General features: G+C 66.6%; 19 protein-coding genes. 8 read left to right on the forward strand and 11 right to left on the reverse strand.

Annotated features, from left to right (window positions below; genetic code table 11):
• Positions 1 to 127 precede the first annotated feature (127 nt).
• Positions 128 to 514 carry a hypothetical protein gene (locus NA4_RS05725; RefSeq protein ID WP_067464976.1) on the forward strand — a complete coding sequence of 129 codons (387 nt, stop codon included), beginning with the start codon at positions 128 to 130 and terminating at the stop codon, positions 512 to 514.
• A gap of 35 nt (positions 515 to 549) precedes the next feature.
• Here NA4_RS05725 and NA4_RS05730 read toward each other — a convergent pair whose 3' ends face one another.
• The 3 genes from NA4_RS05730 to NA4_RS05740 all read right to left on the reverse strand — a co-directional run bounded on the left by NA4_RS05730 (position 550) and on the right by NA4_RS05740 (position 4210).
• On the reverse strand, positions 550 to 2763 hold the full coding sequence (locus NA4_RS05730; protein WP_067464979.1) for a molybdopterin oxidoreductase family protein: 2214 nt from the start codon (positions 2761 to 2763) through the stop codon (positions 550 to 552).
• 65 nt (positions 2764 to 2828) lie between these two features.
• Positions 2829 to 3452, reverse strand: a complete 624-nt coding sequence (gene yczE / locus NA4_RS05735) for a membrane protein YczE (protein ID WP_067465111.1) — start codon at positions 3450 to 3452, stop codon at positions 2829 to 2831.
• Between the two features lie 257 nt (positions 3453 to 3709).
• Positions 3710 to 4210, reverse strand: coding sequence for a CGNR zinc finger domain-containing protein (locus NA4_RS05740; protein WP_067464982.1), 501 nt, complete (start codon positions 4208 to 4210; stop codon positions 3710 to 3712).
• Positions 4211 to 4235: 25 nt separating this feature from the next.
• Between NA4_RS05740 and NA4_RS05745 the strand changes: the two genes are divergently transcribed.
• Positions 4236 to 4415: a hypothetical protein gene (locus tag NA4_RS05745; protein WP_067464986.1), complete on the forward strand. Its 180-nt coding sequence runs from the start codon at positions 4236 to 4238 to the stop codon at positions 4413 to 4415.
• A gap of 337 nt (positions 4416 to 4752) precedes the next feature.
• Here NA4_RS05745 and NA4_RS05750 read toward each other — a convergent pair whose 3' ends face one another.
• Genes NA4_RS05750 through NA4_RS05770 form a run of 5 tightly spaced genes read right to left on the reverse strand, consistent with a single transcriptional unit; the run spans position 4753 to position 9672 of the window.
• A complete protein-coding gene (locus NA4_RS05750) occupies positions 4753 to 5631 on the reverse strand; it encodes a phosphoribulokinase (protein WP_067464989.1) in 879 nt (292 codons plus the stop codon).
• Between the two features lie 13 nt (positions 5632 to 5644).
• Entirely contained in the window at positions 5645 to 6766 is a 1122-nt protein-coding gene (locus NA4_RS05755; RefSeq protein WP_067464992.1) for a class 1 fructose-bisphosphatase, read from the reverse strand.
• Between the two features lie 15 nt (positions 6767 to 6781).
• The gene (locus NA4_RS05760) at positions 6782 to 7798 is read right to left on the reverse strand and encodes an AAA family ATPase (protein WP_067464995.1); all 1017 of its coding nucleotides are present in this window, start codon (positions 7796 to 7798) and stop codon (positions 6782 to 6784) included.
• A complete protein-coding gene (locus NA4_RS05765; RefSeq protein WP_067464998.1) occupies positions 7788 to 8210 on the reverse strand; it encodes a ribulose bisphosphate carboxylase small subunit in 423 nt (140 codons plus the stop codon). Before NA4_RS05765 ends, NA4_RS05760 begins: the two co-directional genes overlap by 11 nt.
• 19 nt (positions 8211 to 8229) lie before the next feature.
• The gene (locus NA4_RS05770; RefSeq protein ID WP_067465001.1) at positions 8230 to 9672 is read right to left on the reverse strand and encodes a form I ribulose bisphosphate carboxylase large subunit; all 1443 of its coding nucleotides are present in this window, start codon (positions 9670 to 9672) and stop codon (positions 8230 to 8232) included.
• A 175-nt stretch (positions 9673 to 9847) separates the two neighbouring features.
• Between NA4_RS05770 and NA4_RS05775 the strand changes: the two genes are divergently transcribed.
• Positions 9848 to 10717 (forward strand): LysR family transcriptional regulator, encoded by an 870-nt coding sequence (locus NA4_RS05775; protein WP_245671126.1) that lies wholly within the window; start codon positions 9848 to 9850, stop codon positions 10715 to 10717.
• A gap of 107 nt (positions 10718 to 10824) precedes the next feature.
• Here NA4_RS05775 and NA4_RS05780 read toward each other — a convergent pair whose 3' ends face one another.
• From NA4_RS05780 to NA4_RS05790, 3 genes are read right to left on the reverse strand one after another with little or no spacing between them, the layout of a single operon-like run.
• On the reverse strand, positions 10825 to 12555 hold the full coding sequence (locus NA4_RS05780; RefSeq protein ID WP_067465007.1) for an FHA domain-containing protein: 1731 nt from the start codon (positions 12553 to 12555) through the stop codon (positions 10825 to 10827).
• On the reverse strand, positions 12552 to 12995 hold the full coding sequence (locus NA4_RS05785; RefSeq protein WP_067465010.1) for a hypothetical protein: 444 nt from the start codon (positions 12993 to 12995) through the stop codon (positions 12552 to 12554). Before NA4_RS05785 ends, NA4_RS05780 begins: the two co-directional genes overlap by 4 nt.
• Positions 12996 to 12998: 3 nt before the next feature.
• On the reverse strand, positions 12999 to 14540 hold the full coding sequence (locus NA4_RS05790) for a hypothetical protein (protein WP_067465014.1): 1542 nt from the start codon (positions 14538 to 14540) through the stop codon (positions 12999 to 13001).
• A gap of 149 nt (positions 14541 to 14689) precedes the next feature.
• Here NA4_RS05790 and NA4_RS05795 point away from each other — a divergent pair, with 149 nt between their 5' ends.
• The 5 genes from NA4_RS05795 (at position 14690) to NA4_RS05815 (ending at position 18713) form a co-directional block, all read left to right on the forward strand.
• On the forward strand, positions 14690 to 15109 hold the full coding sequence (locus NA4_RS05795; protein ID WP_067465017.1) for an Rv3143 family two-component system response regulator: 420 nt from the start codon (positions 14690 to 14692) through the stop codon (positions 15107 to 15109).
• Positions 15110 to 15577: 468 nt separating this feature from the next.
• The gene (locus NA4_RS05800; protein WP_067465020.1) at positions 15578 to 15958 is read left to right on the forward strand and encodes an NADH-quinone oxidoreductase subunit A; all 381 of its coding nucleotides are present in this window, start codon (positions 15578 to 15580) and stop codon (positions 15956 to 15958) included.
• A gap of 51 nt (positions 15959 to 16009) precedes the next feature.
• Positions 16010 to 16564 (forward strand): NuoB/complex I 20 kDa subunit family protein, encoded by a 555-nt coding sequence (locus NA4_RS05805; RefSeq protein ID WP_067465114.1) that lies wholly within the window; start codon positions 16010 to 16012, stop codon positions 16562 to 16564.
• Positions 16561 to 17337, forward strand: a complete 777-nt coding sequence (locus tag NA4_RS05810; RefSeq protein WP_174552909.1) for an NADH-quinone oxidoreductase subunit C — start codon at positions 16561 to 16563, stop codon at positions 17335 to 17337. The genes NA4_RS05805 and NA4_RS05810 overlap by 4 nt, the downstream gene beginning before the upstream one ends.
• Positions 17337 to 18713, forward strand: a complete 1377-nt coding sequence (locus NA4_RS05815) for an NADH-quinone oxidoreductase subunit D (protein ID WP_245671127.1) — start codon at positions 17337 to 17339, stop codon at positions 18711 to 18713. The genes NA4_RS05810 and NA4_RS05815 overlap by 1 nt, the downstream gene beginning before the upstream one ends.

The following is an 18713-nucleotide window of genomic DNA, read 5'->3' on the forward strand; positions in this document are numbered from 1 at the left end:
AAGACATCTGCGACGCCTTGTAATCGGCAACGCAGGACGTTCGCGCCGAGGAAGTCAGAATGCGTGTGCACAGAGGTGGTGAGCATTTGCTGTCCCGCACCACCGCGACCGGCTCTACAGTCATCGCATGGCATTCCAGCTCGAACTGCAACCCGCCCCACCGTTGCGGTTGACCCCGGAGTGCCTGGTGCACACCGGAACCGCGCGACTGTTCGTCACCGGCATGCTCGTCCAGACCTCCGGCGCACCACCAGAACCATTCGGCTTCTTCCTCCCCGACGCCGCCGCCCTCCCCGACGACACGCCCGAACCACAGATCTGGGCCGAAGCATTCCTGATGACCGCGGTCGCCACATCGACCTCGGGCACCTTCCCGTTCGGGTTGGCACACGTCGAAGCCGGCTACCTGCCCGACCCACGCGACGGTACACACCGCTGGCTGCATATCGGCGGAGCAGCCCATATCGGCAGGGAACTGCGCATCGGCTACCGGGTCACGGTCCAGACGCGCTGAAACCGGCACCGCCAGCACGACCGCGCCAGGACACGTCAGGCAGTCGGCGCGGGCTCCCGCCCGCTCACCTGGTCGCGCCCATCCGACGCGACGGACGCACGCGTCACCACCACCCACGTGTTGTTCACCGCCGCGGCCCCCGAGAACATGTCCGTCAATGCCGGATCATGCAACAGGTTCACATTCGCCCCCGGCAGCGCCGCCGCCACCGTCCAGCCGACACCCGGCTCCTGATGCCCCCATCCATGCGGAATCGCCACCGTGCCGACGCGAATATCGTCACTGACCTCCAACGACACCACGATCGAGCCGGTCCGCGAACGCACCGTCACCCGCTCGCCATCACTCAACCCGCGCGCGGCCGCGTCCTGCGGATGCATCAGCGCCGTACAGCGATCCCGCCCCTTCACCATCGCAGGCACATTGTGCAGCCACGAATTGTTGCTGCGCAGATGACGGCGGCCGATCAACTTCAAATCGAAGCCCTCCGCCGGCGTGGTCAACGCCTTCCCCGCCCGCGCATCCGCCAGCACCGTACGCGCGGCAGCCACGAAATCCTCCGGCGCCAAACACACCTTCCGATCCTTCGTGCCGATCAGCGACCGCAACCGAGGCCGCAGCGGCCCCAGATCGATCCCCCCAGCCGCCGCACGCGCCTTACCCACTGTCAGCCCCTTGCGACCACGCCGCAACACCCCATACGGGCCCATCGCCACCCCCGCCGCGGCCACCCGCACCGGACTGATCCGATCGAACAACCCATTCAGCACCCGCCCGGTGAACCGGCGCGCGGGCAACGGCACCACTTCGGTGATCAACCGCGCCATGATCTGCCAATCGTCCAACCCGTCCGCGGGCGGCTCGAACACCCGCGCGTCGAAACGAAGGTTGTTGCGCACACTGAACAACGGGAACAGGAGGCTGACGTCCTCCCGCTCCAACGGCGAAATCGGCGGCAAAATGATGTCGGCGTGCCGCGTCGTCTCGGTGACGTACATGTCCACCGCCACATAGAAATCCAGCGAATCCAGCGCCGCACCCAACCGGCCGCGCTGCGGCGTCGACAACACCGGATTGCCCGCATACGTGATCATCGCCCGGATCCGCCCCGGGCCCTCGGTCAGGATCTCGGGCGCCAACGCCGCCACCGGCAACTCCGAACGGAACGACTTGTAGGTCCCGGAGCTATCCGTCCACGCCCCGTACCCCATCGGCAGATACTTCGCATATCGCGCCGCGTCGACCGGCGGCGTCCCGAACATCTGCCCGCCCGGCCGATCCAGATTCCCTGTCACCGCGTTGATCGTGTTCACCAACCAATGCGTCAGGGTCCCCGTCACCTGCTGACACACCCCGATCCGCGCGTACAGCACCGCCGACGCCGCCGCCGCGTGCTCCCGGGCCAGCTCACGAATCGTCTCCGCATCCACACCCGCGTGCGGCGCCATCCGCTCCGGCTCCGCCTCGACCACCAGCGCACGCAACTGCTCCCACCCGTTGCTCGCCGCGCGAACAGCCTTCTCGTCGCATAGCTCCTCGACGACCAGCACATGCAGCATCGCCAGCAGCAGATACACGTCACCACCCGGGCACACCGCGACATGCTGATCGGCCAACCGCGCCGTCTCCGTGCGCCGCGGGTCGATCACCACCACCTTCCCACCGCGCCGGCGCACCTCCCGAATCCGCTGCTTCGCATTCGGCATCGTGGTGATCGACCCATTGGACACCGCCGGATTCGCCCCCAGGATCACCAGCCGATCGGTCCGATCGATATCGGTCACCGGCATCAGCACATTCGAACCGAACATCCGCCAAGCCACGAACTCCTGCGGGAACTGATCGATCGACGACGCCGAAAAGAAGTTCCTCGTCAACAACGCCGCACGCAACATCACCGCATACAGCACCGACGAACTGTGCGCCGCCGGGTTGCCCAGATACATACCGATCGCACTGTTCCCGTACGCCCGGCGCACCTCGCGCAGCCGCCGCCCGATCTCCTGGAACGCCTCGTCCCAACCGATCGGCTCGAACGACGAACCCACCCGCCGCATCGGAGTACGCAACCGATCCGGGTCGTGATGCAACCCGCCCATCGCCGTCGCCTTGGGGCAGATGTATCCCTTCGACAGCACGTCCTCCGGATTCCCCTCGATCCGCGTCACCTGGTCACCCTCGACCGTGACCAGGATTCCGCAGTGCGCCTCACATAGGGTGCATTGCCGGGCAATGGTGCTAGCACTCATGGATTCCACCTTCTGCCGGATCGCTGCCCCCAGGCTAACCGGGGGCCGCCGCTCCGTACAGGGCTCTATGTTGCGTGGGCGACTGCCTCCACCTTCGGCGGTGCGAATCCGGGTAAGAACCGATTCGCCGTGGGAATCATCAGCTGAATCAGCGGGCCGATCCCGAACGCGTACACCACGGTTCCGATACCGACGCTGCCGCCGAGCACCCACCCGATCGCCAACACCGTCACCTCGATCGCCGTACGCACCACCCACACCGATTCACCGGTCCGCCGAACCAGTCCGGTCATCAGCCCATCGCGCGGTCCAGGACCCATACCGGCCCCGATATACAACACACTCGCCACCGCGTTCAGCACCACCGCGATACCCATCGCACCCACCCGGACCACGAGCGAATCCCACGACGGTAACCACGCCAGCCCCGCATCCACCGACACCGCGATCACCACCACATTGCTCACCGTGCCGAGACCGGGCAACTGCCGCAACGGAATCCACGCCAGCAGCACCACCACGCCCGTAATCGCCGTCACCGCACCGAAACTGATCGGCACATGACCGGCGACTCCCTGATGGAACACATCCCACGGATCCAGCCCCAGCCCCGCCCGCACCATCACCGCCATCGAGAACCCGTACAACCACAACCCGACGTACAACGCGACCAACCGACGAACCAGCACCGCCCAAGCCTGCCCGCAACTGGACCCGGCAACCAGAGCCACTCACCAATCACTGGACTGTAAAACAGAATCCACCGAACATCGCCACCACAGTGAGCAGCACCACCCATTTCATCACTGTGACGTTTTCCATGCGACCAGTTGGAGGGCCAGGGGAGAGGTGTCTAGCGAATTCACAATACTCAGCCACGTTCCCAAGACCGTCGAGAATCGCCAACTGCCAGCAACTGATCCAAGGTGACGCCCGTCGACTCGTCTCACGCCGAGCGGCGCGTTCGATGCTCGGCGACATGCACCCGATTCGAGCAGCGCGTCGAGCAGAACCGGCGCCGCCCGTTGCGGGAGGTGTCGATGAACACCAGTCCGCAGCCGGCACGGGCGCAGCGTCCGATACGGTTCGGATCCTCGCAGAACAGCTCCGCCAGCCCCGCCGCGGTGTACGCCTTCACCCGTTCATCCATCGGCGCATCCTCACGCGCGTAGTGCAGGTGCGGCTTTCGTCCGTCGTGCGTGGAGATATACGGCTGACTGGTGGTCTCCGCCAGCAGCGCGTTGAGCAATTCCACACTGGGGCTAGTGAAGACCTCGTCGAGTCTGGCTATCCACCGGCGCAGTCCGGCGAGCCGGCGGGCATTCAACGACCCGAGCGGCTTGTACCCGGATTCGTCCAACAGCCGGATCAAATCCTGCTCCGGCTCCGCGTTCACCAGCCGGGCCGCCAACTCGGCCGCCGCTCCGCCGTAAGGGTTGAAATGCACAAAGCCATTACATCAGGCTGGAACCATGATCGCTACCTGCCCCGCCTGCGCCTGGCCCGCACCCGTCCCGATCTCCGCACACGGCCCCGTGCGCTACCTGCGCTGCGTCTGCGGCCAATGGCTGATCAGCGAATACGGCACAGTCGTCGCCACCGCGGGACACAGCACACTCGGCGACGAAACAATGCCGTCCGGCGCGGCCTGAATAACCGAACATTCGCAAAATTCGCATCCGCAAACGGTTTCCATTACCGCAAAGATCCTGCCACAAATGTGCGACCACAAACTCGACAACATGTCCGAAACGCGGCGGCACCCATCAGCCGGTCCGAGCGGCAGGGACCAACCGTGCAATGACCGCAGCACACACGGAAACGCGGCTCACAGGCCGCGCCGAATTACCGCCGATAATCGACATTATGTCAAGTTGAGGCGCCGAGGCGCTCTCCTGGTGGTGCGACTGGTCCGCGCAGGACGACGGGCGCCAGTCCACCTCACGGCTCGGGTGATCCGGGCGCACTCCGGAATTCCGGCCCTGCCGCTCAGTACGAGCGCTTCGGTCGCTTGTCCATCAATCGAAGGATCAGTGGGGTGAAGATCAGTTGCATGGCCAGCTCCATCTTGCCGCCGGGGACCACGATGCAGTTGGTGCGCGACATGAACGAGTCGTGCAGCATCGACAGCAGGTAGGGAAAGTCGATGACTTTCGGGTCCGCGAACCGGATCACCACGAAGCTCTCGTCGGCCGTCGGAATGGTGCGTGCGATGAACGGGTTGGAGGTGTCCACGGTGGGGACGCGCTGGAAGTTGACGTAGGTGCGGGAGAACTGCGGGCAGATATAGGTGACGTAGTCCGGCATCCGACGCAGAATGGTGTCGATCACCGCCTCGCTGGAGTAGCCGCGGTCGGTTTTGTCGCGGATCACCTTCTGAATCCACTCCAGGTTGATGATCGGCACCACGCCGACCAGCAGATCGGTGTATCGGGCCACATCCACCGTCGAGGTGATCGCCGCGCCGTGCAGGCCCTCGTAGTACAGCAGGTCACTGCCGGGCGCCAACTCCTCCCACGGAGTGAAGGTCCCCGGCGGCTGCCCGTACGGCTTGGCCTCCATCTCGTCGTGCAGGTACCGGCGCACCGTCCCGACTCCGGTCTCGCCGTAGTCGCGAAACAGCGTCTCCAGTTCCTTCAGCAGGTTGGCCTCCTCGCCGAAATGCGAGAACCGCAGATTATTGTTCTGCTCCGCTTCGGCCATGGCCAGCTTCATCTCGTTGCGGTCATAGCGGTGGAACGAATCGCCCTCCACGATGGCCGCATTGATGCCCTCGCGGCGGAATATCTCCTGGAATGTCCGTGTCACGCTGGTCGTTCCGGCACCGGAGGACCCGGTGATCGCGACGACGGGATGCTTGACCGACATGGGATTCTCCTCTTCAGCGCCGAGCCGGGCGAAACAGCGACCGTGACCCGAACAGCGAGGTGTCGAAGCTGGGGCCCGCATCGGGTTCGCGGTGGTAACGCTCGATGCGCTCTACTTCGTTGCGGGAGCCGAAGACCAGCGGCACCCGCTGATGAACGTGATCCGGAACCACCTCCAGCACCCGCTCGCTGCCGATGGTCGCCGCTCCCCCGGCCTGTTCGACGATGAACGCGATCGGATTGGCGCCGTACAGCAACGCGACTCGCCCCGGGCGCGCCGGCGGCCGCGTGTCACGCGGATACAGATAGACGCCGCCGCGGGTGAGGATGTGGAAGGTGTCGGCGACCAGTGACGCCACCCAGCGCATGTTGAAGTCCCGGCCCCGCGGACCGTCCACGCCGTCCAGGCATTCCTGCACGTAGCGGCGCACGGGCCGTTCCCAGAACCGCTCGTTGGCCGCGTTGATCGCGAATCCGGAGGTGTCCTCGGGGATGCGCATCCGCGGGTGGGTCAGCACGAACGCGCCGATCTCCCGATCCAGGGTGAACCCGTCCACCCCGCTGCCGGTGGTCAGCACCAGCATGGTCGCGGGCCCGTACAGGGTGAACCCCGCGCAGACCTGCTCGACACCCGGCTGGAGGAAATCGTTCGCCGTGGGAGTGCTCGCGGAGCCCTCGCCCCGCACCCGGGCTGGTGCGCGCAGCACGCTGAAGATCGTCCCCACCGGCAGGTTCACGTCGATGTTCGACGATCCGTCCAACGGATCGAAGGCCAGCAAGTACTTTCCGCGCCGATGGACGTCCGGCACCGGGTGGATCTCGCTCATCTGTTCCGACAGCAGGCCCGAAAGATGACCGGTCCATTGGGTTTCGGCGACCATGATGTCGTTGGTGATCGCGTCGAGTTTGCGGTGCACGGTCGGCGGCAGGTTGTCCGGCATCCCGGGTGGGAGTAGGGCGGGATTGATCACAGCGCCGAGCGATCCGACGATCGCACCCCTGGTGACCTGATTGGCGATGATCTTCGTCGCGGTCGCGATCACGTTCACCAGGGCGGAGAACTCACCGGAGGAGCCGGGATGGCGGTGCTCCTGCTCGATGGTGTAGCGGGTGAGGGTCTTCAGTCCTTCTGGCATAGCGCCTCGTTCTCATCACGCGGGAGCTCGCGCGGTAGGCCCGTCCGGTAGCTCGGGGTCGGTGAATACGCTGCTGCCGTAGACATCCCGGTCGGTCAGCGTGATCAGGTCGGTCTTCGTGAGCGGTCTGCGCAGCTCCACCAGGCGCTTGGCTTGGCGCAACCGGCAGCGGTCCAGCGCATTGCGCACGCTGCGGGCGTTGGAGAAGCGCGGCCTGGCCATCCGCCGCTCCAGATACTCGCTGAACGCCACGCGCGCGGCGTTGTCGAAGCGGAAATTCTCCGCGGCCACCATGAGTTCGGCGATGCCCATGAGTTCGGCATGGGTGTAGTCGGCGAACTCCAAGTGATGCGCCACCCGCGAAGACAGCCCGGGATTCGCGGAGAAGAAGCGCTCCATCCGGTCGGGGTAACCGGCGAAGATCACCACCAGGCTGGTGCGCTCGTTCTCCATCTCCTGCAGCAGGATCTCGATCACCTCCTGCCCGTAGTCGCGTTCGTTCTCCGGCCGGAACAGGTAGTAGGCCTCGTCGATGAACAGCACGCCACCGGCCGCCTTGGCCAGCGCCTCCTTCGTCTTCGGCGCGGTGTGCCCGATGAACTGGCCGACCAGGTCGTCGCGAGTGACGGTGTGCACCTTCGGTTTCCGGATGTAGCCGAGCGCGTGCAGCATCTGCGCCATGCGCAGCGCGACCGTGGTTTTGCCGGTGCCGGGGCCGCCGGTGAAGCTCATGTGCATGGTCGGTCGGGAGGACGTCAGCCCGAACCGCTGCCGGGCCCGATCGATCAGCAGCAGCGCCGCGATCTCCCGCACCCGCCGCTTCACCGGGGCCAGCCCGATCAGTTCGGCATCCAGCCTGCGCAGCGTCTCCTCCACGTCGTGGCCTGCGATGTCGGCCGACAGATCCAGTACCGCGTCCGCGGCCAGGATCTCCGGCGCCTCCGGTTCGGCGGGCGCCGTCCGCACCGCGCCGGGGACGTCGGCCCCCGGCCGGTGCAGACGGAATCCGGAGCCGTTGCGCTCAGCCGCCATACCGGTCTCCCGGACGGACGGTGGTCGCATACGAGTGCAGGCCGTAGGTCTGCTGGCGGTCCGGGCCCTCGGTGCGGGTCAGCAGGAAGCCGGGTTCGTCGGGCGGGCGCTGCACCAGGAAGCTCAGCGCCGTCGTCTGCCTGGTGTAGCGGGCGTCGTAGGCCAGCACCCGCACATAGTGCCGCGGGAAGGTGGCCCGGCAGGCGTTGATCTCGGCGAGCACGCCGTCCGGCTCGTCCAGGTCGAACAGCGGCAGCCCCCACATCTCCCAGTAGGCGTTGCGCGGATGCGGATCATCGGTGTACTCGATCGACACCGGCCAGCCGTTGAGCAGCGCGTAGCGCACCTGGGCGGCGATCTGCTCGTCGGTCAGCGGCGGCAGATAGGAAAACGTTCCGTGACGCAAGTGCATGGCTTGTCCTTCAAGGGTTTCAGCGGCTGGCCGTCGGCACGGCGTCCGGCGCGTCGGTGGAGGTGTAGTCGAAGGTGACATCGCCCCAGGTCGCGAGCGCCACATCGAGCGGACGGCAGATCTCGGCCGCCTTGCGCAGCACCTCCGGTCCTTCCTTCAGCAGGTCACGGCCTTCGTTGCGGGCTTGTACGACCGCCTCCAGCGCCACCCGGTTCGCCTCCGCGCCCGCGGCGATGCCGAGCGGGTGCCCGATCGTGCCGCCGCCGAACTGCAGCACCACGTCGTCACCGAACAGATCGAGCAGCTGGTGCATCTGGGCGGCGTGGATGCCGCCGGAGGCCACCGGCATCACGCCGGGCATGCTCGCCCAGTGCTGGTCGAAGAAGATCCCGTTGGCCGGATCGGTGCGAATGTGGTTCTCCCGCAACGTGTCGTAGAACCCTTTGGTGGTCGCGGGATCGCCTTCCAGCTTGCCGACCACGGTGCCTGCGTGCAGATGGTCGACGCCGATCAGCCTGCACCACTTGGCCAGTACACGGAAGCTCACGCCGTGCGTTTTCTGCCGGGTGTAGGTGGCATGGCCGGCACGGTGCAGGTGCAGCAGCAGGCCGTTGCGCCGCGCCCAGTGCGACATCGACTGCATCGCGGTATATCCCACCGTGAGGTCCATCATGATGATGACGCTGCCCAGTTCTTTGGCGAACTCGGCCCGCTCGTACATCTCCTCCATCGACGCGGCGGTCACATTGAGGTAATGGCCTTTGATCTCGCCGGTCTCGGCCATGGCCCGGTTCACGCCCTCCATCGCGAACAGGTAGCGGTCGCGCCAGCGCATGAACGGCTGCGAGTTGATGTTCTCGTCGTCCTTGGTGAAATCAAGCCCGCCCTTGCACGCCTCGTAGACCACCCGGCCGTAGTTGCGGGCGGACAGTCCGAGTTTCGGTTTCACCGTCGCACCCAGCAGCGGCCTGCCGTACTTGTTGAGATATTCGCGCTCCATCACTGTGCCGTGCGGCGGACCTTGGAACGTCTTGACGTACGCCACCGGAATCCGCATGTCCTCCAGCCGCAGCGCCAGCAGCGGCTTGAAGCCGAACACATTGCCGATGACCGACGAGGTGAGATTGGTGATCGATCCTTCCTCGAACAAGTCGAGATCGTAGGCGACATAGGCGAAGTACTCCCCCGGCCGTCCGGGCACCTCGTCGATGCGGTAGCACTTTGCTTGATATCGCGAATGTGCGGTCAGCCGGTCGGTCCACACGACCGTCCAGGTGGCCGTGGATGATTCACCGGCCACCGCCGCCGCCGCTTCGATCGGGTCGACGCCAGGCTGCGGGGTCACCCGGAACACGGCGAGCACGTCGGTCTCCGAGGGCTGGTAGTCGGGCGCGTAATAGCCCATCGACGCATAGGATTGGACACCCGGATCCCAGCGGTCGCGTTCGGTTTCTTCGGCCATCGTTCCTCCTGCTGCCACTGCGGGGACACCCGCACCCGGGGCCACTGAGGGACACCCGCACCCGGGCGAACGGGCGTGCCTTGGGATTTCCAGGATGACGGGCCGGATACCGACAAACAATTTGATTGTTCCTGGCCATACTCAACGTATTCATTGAGTTTGTTACCGTTATTCGATGGGTATGGTGAGCGCGGGCCGGATGGAAACATTCCTGGCCGTGGCCCGCCAGGGCAGCATTCGCCGGGCCGCGGCGCAACTCCATGTCACCGAGGCGGCCGCCTCCGCGGCCGTCGCGCACATCGAGAAACAGCTGGGCGCCAAGCTCATCGCTAAGTCCGGGCGCGGCATCGCGCTCACCGAGGCCGGCCGCATCTACGCCGAGTACTGCCGCGGCATCCTCGGACTGATGCAGGAGGCGCAGGCGGCGGTCCGCCGCGCGGAGACCGGACGGTTGCGTATCGGCGTGGTCGCCACCGCAGGCGAGTACGTCTTGCTGCGCCCGCTCGCGTCGTTCCGCCGCCGGTTTCCCGACATCGAGCTGAGCCTGTCGGTGCATCCGCGCGACGTGCTGTTCCTCGAATTACAGCACCATGAAACGGATCTCGTCATCGCCGGGCGCCCACCGCGGGACACCGGACTGGTGGTGCGGGCCCGGCGGCCGAGCGGTCTGGTCGTGGTCGGCCTCCCCGAACTCGACCCGCTGCACACCACCTGGCTGCTGCGCGGCCGCGGTTCCGGCACCCGCGAGGCCACCCTCAGCCTGCTCGACCAACTGCGGATCGAACCACCCACCCTGACCCTCGGATCGCACGGCGCGGTATTGGCCGCCGCGCGAGAAGGACTCGGTGTCACGCTGATTCACAGCGACGCGATCTCCCAGGACCTCGAGAACGGCATCTTGCGTGTGCTTCCGGTCGAGGGCACTCCGCTCGATCGCCCGTGGCATGCGATCACCACCCGCACGCCGACCCCCACCACGCGCCTGTTCCTCACTCACCTGCTCGACCCGGCCGAGGTCGGACCCGACGCCTTCCATCCGCACTGATCTGCCTATCCGTGCACCGGCGCGCCCGGACGCGCTGATCCGCTGGCCACCGGCTGGCAGGCGTACACGGCCACTACATCGCCCGCCCAGGGCCGCGGGGTTCGCGCCTACAGCTGGCCGTGGGGCGAGTCGAAGGTGAGAACGCGTCCGCCGAGTTGGATTTGCGCACCGGGCAGCACGGTGACCGGATGGCCGGGATTGGCCCGGATCCAGTCCGGACGGCCGGGCTGGCGGATGTGGGTGCCGTTGGTGGAGCCGCCGTCGACCACCGTCACATCCCAGTCGATGAGGCGGATTTCCGCGTGCGCCCGGGACATTCCCCCGGAGCTGTCGTCCAGCCGCACCGGGCGAGCGCCGCGCGCGACCGCTTCCGCGTATTCCGGTTCGCGCCCCAGGACGCAGTCGTTGTCCAGGACGAACGAGGTGCCGTCGTCCAGCAGCAGCACCCCGAGCGGTGGGCGGACACCCTCGGTCAGCACGCAGGTCAGCTGGTCCATCCGGATGCCGCAGACCGCGCAGAACGACACCCGCGGGTCGTTGTGATGCTGCCGCGCGCATTGGAAGCCCTGCACGAGCACCCGGTGACCCAGTGTGCCGGCACCGGCGGATCCGAGCGCGTCGGCGATTGCCTCCGCTGAAGGCACCACCGTCTCGGCGAGATTGCTGTCGTTGGCGATCGCGTAGTCCCTGTCGCTGCCGCGGTCCGGACGCGTCCCGCCGCGTTCTGCCTGCGGAGGGATGGGCGGCGGCACCGGGCGCGCCACCGGTGGTGTCACGCCCGCACCGGACGCTCGCGCCTGGAGGTCGACGTCCGTTGCGGCATCGCCGGAATCGCTCTTCCGCAGGCTCATCTGTCGCGGCGGCGCGGGTGTCTGCTCGTGACCCGGCCGCGGCTCGGGCCGGGACGGTGGTGCATCGGAGACTGGCTCCGCACGGTGCGGTGTGGGTGCCGCTTCCTGCTCTGCGGAGGGATGCGGCGCGGACACCGATTGGCCCGCTGAGGCCGAGCGCGGAGTGGGCAGCGACCGGTGCTCGGGGGCCGGGCCTGGTGTCGGCACCGCTTTCTGTTCGGATACCTGGTGCGCGGCGGATGCCCGTTGGTATCCAGCGCTCGCATCCGCTACGGACACCTCATGCTGCTCCACCCGTTGGTGTCCGGCGATCGGCCCCTGTGCGTGCACCTGTTCCTGTTCGGTGACCGGGTGCGCTGTGGCCCCCGGTTGGTGTCCGGTGATCGGGCCGGGTTCGGGAACCTCGTCCTGTTCGTGGTCAGACTGCGGTGCGGAGGTCTCGTGAGACACCACGGCCGGGTCTGGACCGGCCCACAGCACAGCGCCGGACCCGGGCGCCGTCCCCGCTTCGAGCGCGAAGATCCCCCGTCCCGGCAGGGAACCCGCATTGTGGCCCGCCTCGTCCACGAACAACCCCGCGCCGATGCCGGGCGCGGGCGTCACCACCCGGTCGACGGTGAATCCAGCGTCCCTGCCGCGGAGCACTTCGGTGCGATCGGGTCCGGCCAGAATCGCGGTCACCCCGCCGTGCAGGAACACCGCGACGCCATCCTCCACCGGGGTGATCACGCCGAATTCGGCCTCGTCCTCTTCCCCGTTCGACAGGTTCATCAGCCAGGACGTCGCCAGCCGTGCCACCGCGCGCCCGCTGCGGTGCCGGTCGTGCGCGATAGCCTCACGCACGATGCCGAGCAGGGCCGCCATCGTCCTGGCGGCCATCGTGTCCGCCGCGACGGCGCCCTGGCCCCGATGCGCGATCACCACGACCGCGCCGCCCACGCTCGCCACCAGATGGGCGCCGGGCACGACCTCGATCTGCCCGCTCATAGGAACCTGCCTCCTTGGAACCGCCACCGATGGAAGACGACCCGCATCGGCCCGTTCACGATGAGCCAGAAGAGAATCCACGTGCTGACGAATTGCAGCAGAAACGCCGCCGGGGACGGACGCAGATGCTCGGGCAGCACCACCGTGGTGTAGCGCACGAGGACCCAGATCAGCGCGCCCTCATTGAGAATAGTGAGGAAACCGAACAATGTCGGCCAATCCTTTTCCCAGCGGAATTGCTGCAGAAAGTGGTAGAGCAATTCCCATAGCACGCCGACCAGAACGGTCGCGAGCAGCACCGTCAACGTCACCCGATACGCCTGTCCGATACTCAGCGATCCGGTCGGCAGCAATGGGGTGATGATCAGCGCGACGAAGAATCCGATCACGCTCAGCGCGAGAACACGGGTCTGGATTCGCCCGTTCAAGGTAGGAAGCATTGTTCAGATCTTCTTGTTCGTAACCCACAGCCACCATTGCCGCGTCGAGCGCACCGGCCCCATCCTGCGGCAGAAACCCAGCGCGGCCAAATCGTCGGCGATCTCCTGGGCGGCGATCTGCAAACCGAGGAAGGTGTCCACGCCGACGAACGGCCCGCCGAGCGTCGCGCTGCCGGACGCGTAGATCCGCCCCGTGCCGCTGCGGGTGCCGATCAACTCGAACGTGGTGTCCACGTCGAGCCGTCCCATCGGATTGCGCCCGGCGCCGGTGTGGTCGAGCAGGTCGGCCAGCAGCCGGTGCTCACGGATGTCGGCTTCCAGCCCGGTGCAGTCGATGATGTAGTCGACGGTCGTATCGAACGGCTGCGTCGGCGGTGGAAACGGCAGCGGCGCAGTGGTGTCCGGAAGAATCGTCGCGACCACGCCTTGGCGTCCCTCGGCCGGGCGCGGCGCCCGCATCGTGCCCGCCATCACCTGATACCAGCCCTGCGTGCGGCCGCGGCGCAGCTGTTCCTGCCAATTGTCCCTGATCGGGGTGTTGGTGCCCGCGAACTCCCGGTACGCCTGCGCGCGTTCCTCGCCTTGCAGCGTGCGCACCTTCTGCTTCAGCTGACCGCCCCACACCGATTTCGGATAGTTGAAGCCTTGGTAGGCCCAGCCGTCACCGCCCTTGCGCCGGTTGAAGAGGTTCTTGCCGTGCGGGCCCGCGACATACGTGCGGAACAGGTGCAGGATCTGGGTGTTGAGACCGTGGGCGTCCCGGTCGTCGATGAGCCGTTGCAGCACACGACTGGCCACGATGCCGCTGCCGCGGATCATCACCGTACCGGGTCGCCGCCGCAGCGCCTGGTAGACGTGCTCGTGCGGCTCGTAGGCGTTCACCACGCGGGTGGGATCGCGATGGGTCTCGCGGTATTCCTGCAGATCCGGCAACAGCTTCAAGCCCGGATAACCCACCGCCACATGGACATACGTGCTCCGGAACGCGACGCGCTTGGTCGGTGTCGAGCCCGCGGGCGGGGTGAGGATGGTGAAGTAGCCGCCGCCGTGGCGTTTGCGCACCATGCGAACGTGGCCGCGGTGCAGCGAGCTCGCGTAGCCGATGCGGTGGAATTCCCGCTCCATCGCCACGAACGCCTGACCCGCCCGCGGGGTGTAGTAGTTCGAGAAGATCGGTTCGACGAAGACATTCCACAGCGGCTCGAGCGACTTGTCCGCGATGGCCTCACGCACCGCGTAGGACGGGAAGCCCCAGATGTTGTCCGGCGTGGAGGCCGAGTCGCTACGCAGTCGTTCCGAGCGGGGAATCTGCGACACCCTGGTCAGGTATTCATAGGACGCCCATGGGTGCTCCTGCGGCCCGAGCACCGCCATCGCGTGCGCGGGCACACCGAAGATGCGCAGCGTGTCATAGGTGACGAAGGATCCGATCCCACTGCCGATCGTCACGAACGGTACGTCGATCACCGGAATCCCGGCGCTGTCCAGCATCGCGTCGGTCCACACGCCGGTATCGACGAGGGCCTGCGTGATATCTCCCCGCATTCGCCGGACTCTACCGGTCGATGCTCAGCGGCAGCTTGTCATCGGCTTTCGGTGAAATGACACCGCCGGTGACGCGCGGTGAGCCGCCGTCCGACGCGCGCAGCCGATCTGCGCCAACCTGCCACGCGGTCGGCCCCCGCGGACGTACCATGCCGTTCGTGGCCGATTCCGTTCGTTCCACCCCACTGCGGGTTCTCGTATACAGCAACGACGCCGACACCCGGCGCCAGGTGATCATGGCCTTGGGCAAGCAGCCGCACCCGGAACTCCCGGCGTTCGAGTATCTCGAGGTGGCCACCGCTCCCGTGGTGATCGCCCAGATGGATGCCGGCGGCATCGATCTAGCCATTCTCGACGGCGAGGCCAGCCCGGCGGGCGGGCTGGGCATCGCCAAGCAGTTGAAGGATGAAATCAGCGCCTGCCCACCGATTCTGGTGCTCACCGGCCGCGCGGACGACACCTGGCTGGCCAGTTGGTCGCGCGCGGAGGCCGCGGTCGCGCATCCCATCGATCCGATCCGTCTCACCGAGACCGTCGTCGGCCTGATGCGCAACCGCTCCGCGGCCTGATCGCGACCGCCCCTCCAGCGGACCCCGAGGCGCTATTCATAGCGATCATGCATTAGTCTGTCGCTTCGTCTACTCGCGCAGTACCGACCCGGTTCGGGCAGTCGATCAGCACCTCCGCCTGTCGCGGATGCCGACTCCGAACCTGCTCGGAACCACATTTCACGTCGCGAGAACCGACACTTCGGATCGCCACCCGAGCTACCGGCAAACGTCACGTGACGCCGACTCGGATTACCCCCGTTTCAGTCATAAATTGTTGTACTGAATTCGATCAAACTACGTCGCGAATCTCGCGGCGGCCGGACCGTTCAGTTGTAGGCTGTGCCCTATCTCACACGGGAACGGTCCCGCTAATGACCCACCCCGGTGAAGCCGAGGGGCGAGTCTGGCCGAGGCGGACAACGACGTCAGCCCGCCTCGGACGCTGTTGTCATCCAGCTGCAGCTCGCAAGGAGGGGAAGTGCAGTCGTGAATATCGAAGTACCGATTCTTGTCCTCGGCGCGATCGCGGCCGCGTTCGCGGTGTTCTCCATCGTCATGGCAGCCCTGGTCGGCCCGAAGCGCTACAACCGGGCCAAACTGGAAGCCTACGAATGCGGTATCGAACCCACGCCGCACGCCGTCGCGGGCGGGCCGGGAAACGTTACCGGACAACGCTTTCCGGTGAAGTACTACCTCACCGCCATGCTGTTCATCATCTTCGACATCGAGATCGTGTTCCTCTATCCGTGGGCAGTCCACTTCGATGCGCTCGGTCTCTTCGGCCTCGCCGCGATGGCGTTGTTCATCGTCAACGTCTCCGTGGCCTACGCCTACGAATGGCGGCGCGGCGGGCTCAGCTGGGATTGAACGCCGCGCAACCGAATTCGTAGCCGACGAGTGGAAGCGAGTCAGAAGAACATGGGTCTCGAGGAAAAACTGCCCAGCGGCTTCCTGCTGAGCACGGTCGAGGATTTCGCCGGATACCTGCGCAAGGGCTCGCTGTGGCCGGCCACCTTCGGCCTGGCCTGCTGCGCCATCGAGATGATGGCCACCGGCGGGGGGCGTTTCGACATCGCCCGATTCGGCATGGAGGCCTTCCGCGCCTCGCCGCGGCAGGCCGACCTGATGATCGTGGCCGGCCGGGTCAGCCAGAAGATGGCCCCGGTGCTGCGCCAGGTCTACGACCAGATGACCGAACCGAAGTGGGTGCTGGCCATGGGCGTGTGCGCCTCCTCCGGCGGGATGTTCAACAACTACGCCATCGTGCAGGGCGTCGACCATGTGGTCCCGGTCGACATCTACCTGCCCGGCTGCCCGCCCCGCCCGGAGATGCTGCTCAACGCGATCCTCGCGCTACACGCGAAGATTCAACAGATGCCGCTCGGCGTCAACCGCGAGGAGGCCATCCGCGCCGCCGAAGAGGCCGCGCTCGCCTCGACGCCGACCATCCGGATGGAGGGTCTGCTGCGATGACCTTCGATACCCCCGACGACACCGACAGCAGGCCCGCGCACGACCCGATCGACGCCGCGGCCACCGCTGGACCCGAAGGCACACTGCCCGAAGAGGATTCCGCGCAGCCCGCCGCCGACGTGATCGCCGTGCGGCGCGGCATGTTCGGCGTCGCGGGCACCGGCGACACCTCCGGGTACGGCGGCCTGGTCCGCCCGGTCGCCTTGCCCGGCAGCACGCCACCCCCCTTCGGCGGTTACTTCGACGAGGTGGTCGACGCGCTACGCGCCGCGCTCACGACCGGTGGCATCCGCTTGGACACGGCGCTGGAGAAGGTGATCGTCTTCCGTGGCGAGCTCACCCTGCACGTGCGCCGCGAACACCTGCTCGCCGTCGCGCAGGCGTTGCGCGACGATCCGGCACTGCGTTTCGAGCTCTGCCTCGGCGTCAACGGCGTGCACTACCCAGAGGATTCCGGCCGCGAACTGCACGCCGCCTACCACCTCATGTCGATCACACACAACCGCCGCCTGCGCGTGGAGGTGTCCGCACCCGACGCGGACCCGCACATCCCTTCGCTGTACGCGGTGTACCCGACCACCGACTGGCACGAACGCGAGACCTACGACTTCTTCGGCATCCGGTTCGACGGTCACCCCTCGCTCACCCGCATCACCATGCCGGACGACTGGCGAGGCCACCCCCAGCGCAAGGACTACCCGCTCGGCGGGATCCCGGTCGAATACAAGGGCGCGCGCATCCCGCCGCCCGACGAGCGGAGGGCATACAGCTGATGGAAGCATCGCGAAGCGATTCCGTGCGGGGCGGTGTGGCGACGGGTGGGCTCAACGACACCGACACCAGGTCCGATCTCACCGGACCGGAGCCTGCCACGGTCACCGTCGCAGGCCAGGACTGGGACCAGGTGGCCGAGACGCTGGCCGGCGCTGGTGAGGAACGCATCGTCGTCAACATGGGCCCGCAGCATCCGTCCACGCACGGCGTGCTGCGGCTGATCCTGGAGATCGAAGGCGAGACCGTCACCGAGGCCCGCTGCGGCATCGGCTACCTGCACACCGGCATCGAGAAGAACCTCGAGTTCCGCAACTGGACCCAAGGCGTCACCTTCGTCACCCGCATGGATTACCTGTCGCCGTTCTTCAACGAGACGGCGTACTGCCTGGGCGTGGAGCAACTGCTCGACATCACCGAGCAGATCCCCGAGCGCGCCACGATCATCCGGGTGCTGCTCATGGAGCTCAACCGCATCTCCTCGCACCTGGTCGCCCTGGCCACCGGCGGCATGGAACTGGGCGCGCTGACGCCGATGCTGTTCGGATTCCGTGAGCGCGAGCTGATCCTCGACGTGTTCGAGACGATCACCGGGCTGCGGATGAACCACGCGTACATCCGGCCCGGCGGTCTGGTCCAGGACCTGCCCGACAACGGGGTGAGCAAGGTGCGCGAACTGCTCGCGCTGCTGCCCAAGCGGCTGCGCGACATGGAACATCTGCTCACCGCGAACCCGATCTGGAAGGCCCGCACCCAGGACATCGGCTATCTCGACCTGCAGGGGTGCATGGCCCTCGGCATCACCGGCCCGGTGCTGCGCGCCACCGGCCTGCCGCACGACTTGCGCAAAGCACAGCCCTACTGCGGCTACGAGAACTACGAATTCGACGTCCCGACCACCACCGGATGCGACTGCTACGGCCGCTACGTCATCCGGGTGGAGGAGATGAAGGAGTCGCTGAAGATCGTGGAGCAATGCCTGGACCGGCTGCGGCCCGGCCCGGTCATGGTGGAAGACAAGAAGATCGCCTGGCCCGCCGACCTGCAGGTCGGCGCGGACGGACTCGGCAACTCTCCGCAGCACATCGGCAAGATCATGGGCAGATCCATGGAGGGGCTCATCCACCACTTCAAACTGGTCACCGAGGGCATCCGGGTCCCCGCCGGCCAGGTGTACGTGGCGGTGGAATCGCCGCGCGGCGAACTGGGCGTGCACATGGTCAGCGACGGCGGCACCAGGCCCTACCGGGTGCACTATCGCGACCCCTCGTTCACCAATCTGCAAGCGGTCGCGGCGATGTGCGAAGGCGGCATGGTCGCCGACGTCATCGCCTCGGTCGCCAGCATCGACCCGGTCATGGGCGGAGTGGACCGGTGA

Origin of the sequence: Nocardia amamiensis NBRC 102102 (assembly GCF_001612745.1) — a bacterium.
Taxonomy (GTDB): domain Bacteria; phylum Actinomycetota; class Actinomycetes; order Mycobacteriales; family Mycobacteriaceae; genus Nocardia; species Nocardia amamiensis.

Bases quoted from the DNA above. Each gene is read 5' to 3' on its own strand.
- NA4_RS05725 (WP_067464976.1), top strand. From the start codon at position 128: ATGGCATTCCAGCTCGAACTGCAACCCGCCCCACCGTTGCGGTTGACC.
- NA4_RS05730 (WP_067464979.1), bottom strand. From the start codon at position 2,763: ATGAGTGCTAGCACCATTGCCCGGCAATGCACCCTATGTGAGGCGCAC.
- NA4_RS05745 (WP_067464986.1), top strand. From the start codon at position 4,236: ATGATCGCTACCTGCCCCGCCTGCGCCTGGCCCGCACCCGTCCCGATC.
- NA4_RS05750 (WP_067464989.1), bottom strand. From the start codon at position 5,631: ATGTCGGTCAAGCATCCCGTCGTCGCGATCACCGGGTCCTCCGGTGCC.
- NA4_RS05755 (WP_067464992.1), bottom strand. From the start codon at position 6,766: ATGCCAGAAGGACTGAAGACCCTCACCCGCTACACCATCGAGCAGGAG.
- NA4_RS05760 (WP_067464995.1), bottom strand. From the start codon at position 7,798: ATGGCGGCTGAGCGCAACGGCTCCGGATTCCGTCTGCACCGGCCGGGG.
- NA4_RS05765 (WP_067464998.1), bottom strand. From the start codon at position 8,210: ATGCACTTGCGTCACGGAACGTTTTCCTATCTGCCGCCGCTGACCGAC.
- NA4_RS05770 (WP_067465001.1), bottom strand. From the start codon at position 9,672: ATGGCCGAAGAAACCGAACGCGACCGCTGGGATCCGGGTGTCCAATCC.
- NA4_RS05775 (WP_245671126.1), top strand. From the start codon at position 9,848: ATGGGTATGGTGAGCGCGGGCCGGATGGAAACATTCCTGGCCGTGGCC.
- NA4_RS05780 (WP_067465007.1), bottom strand. From the start codon at position 12,555: ATGAGCGGGCAGATCGAGGTCGTGCCCGGCGCCCATCTGGTGGCGAGC.
- NA4_RS05785 (WP_067465010.1), bottom strand. From the start codon at position 12,995: ATGCTTCCTACCTTGAACGGGCGAATCCAGACCCGTGTTCTCGCGCTG.
- NA4_RS05790 (WP_067465014.1), bottom strand. From the start codon at position 14,540: ATGCGGGGAGATATCACGCAGGCCCTCGTCGATACCGGCGTGTGGACC.
- NA4_RS05795 (WP_067465017.1), top strand. From the start codon at position 14,690: ATGCCGTTCGTGGCCGATTCCGTTCGTTCCACCCCACTGCGGGTTCTC.
- NA4_RS05805 (WP_067465114.1), top strand. From the start codon at position 16,010: ATGGGTCTCGAGGAAAAACTGCCCAGCGGCTTCCTGCTGAGCACGGTC.
- NA4_RS05810 (WP_174552909.1), top strand. From the start codon at position 16,561: ATGACCTTCGATACCCCCGACGACACCGACAGCAGGCCCGCGCACGAC.
- NA4_RS05815 (WP_245671127.1), top strand. From the start codon at position 17,337: ATGGAAGCATCGCGAAGCGATTCCGTGCGGGGCGGTGTGGCGACGGGT.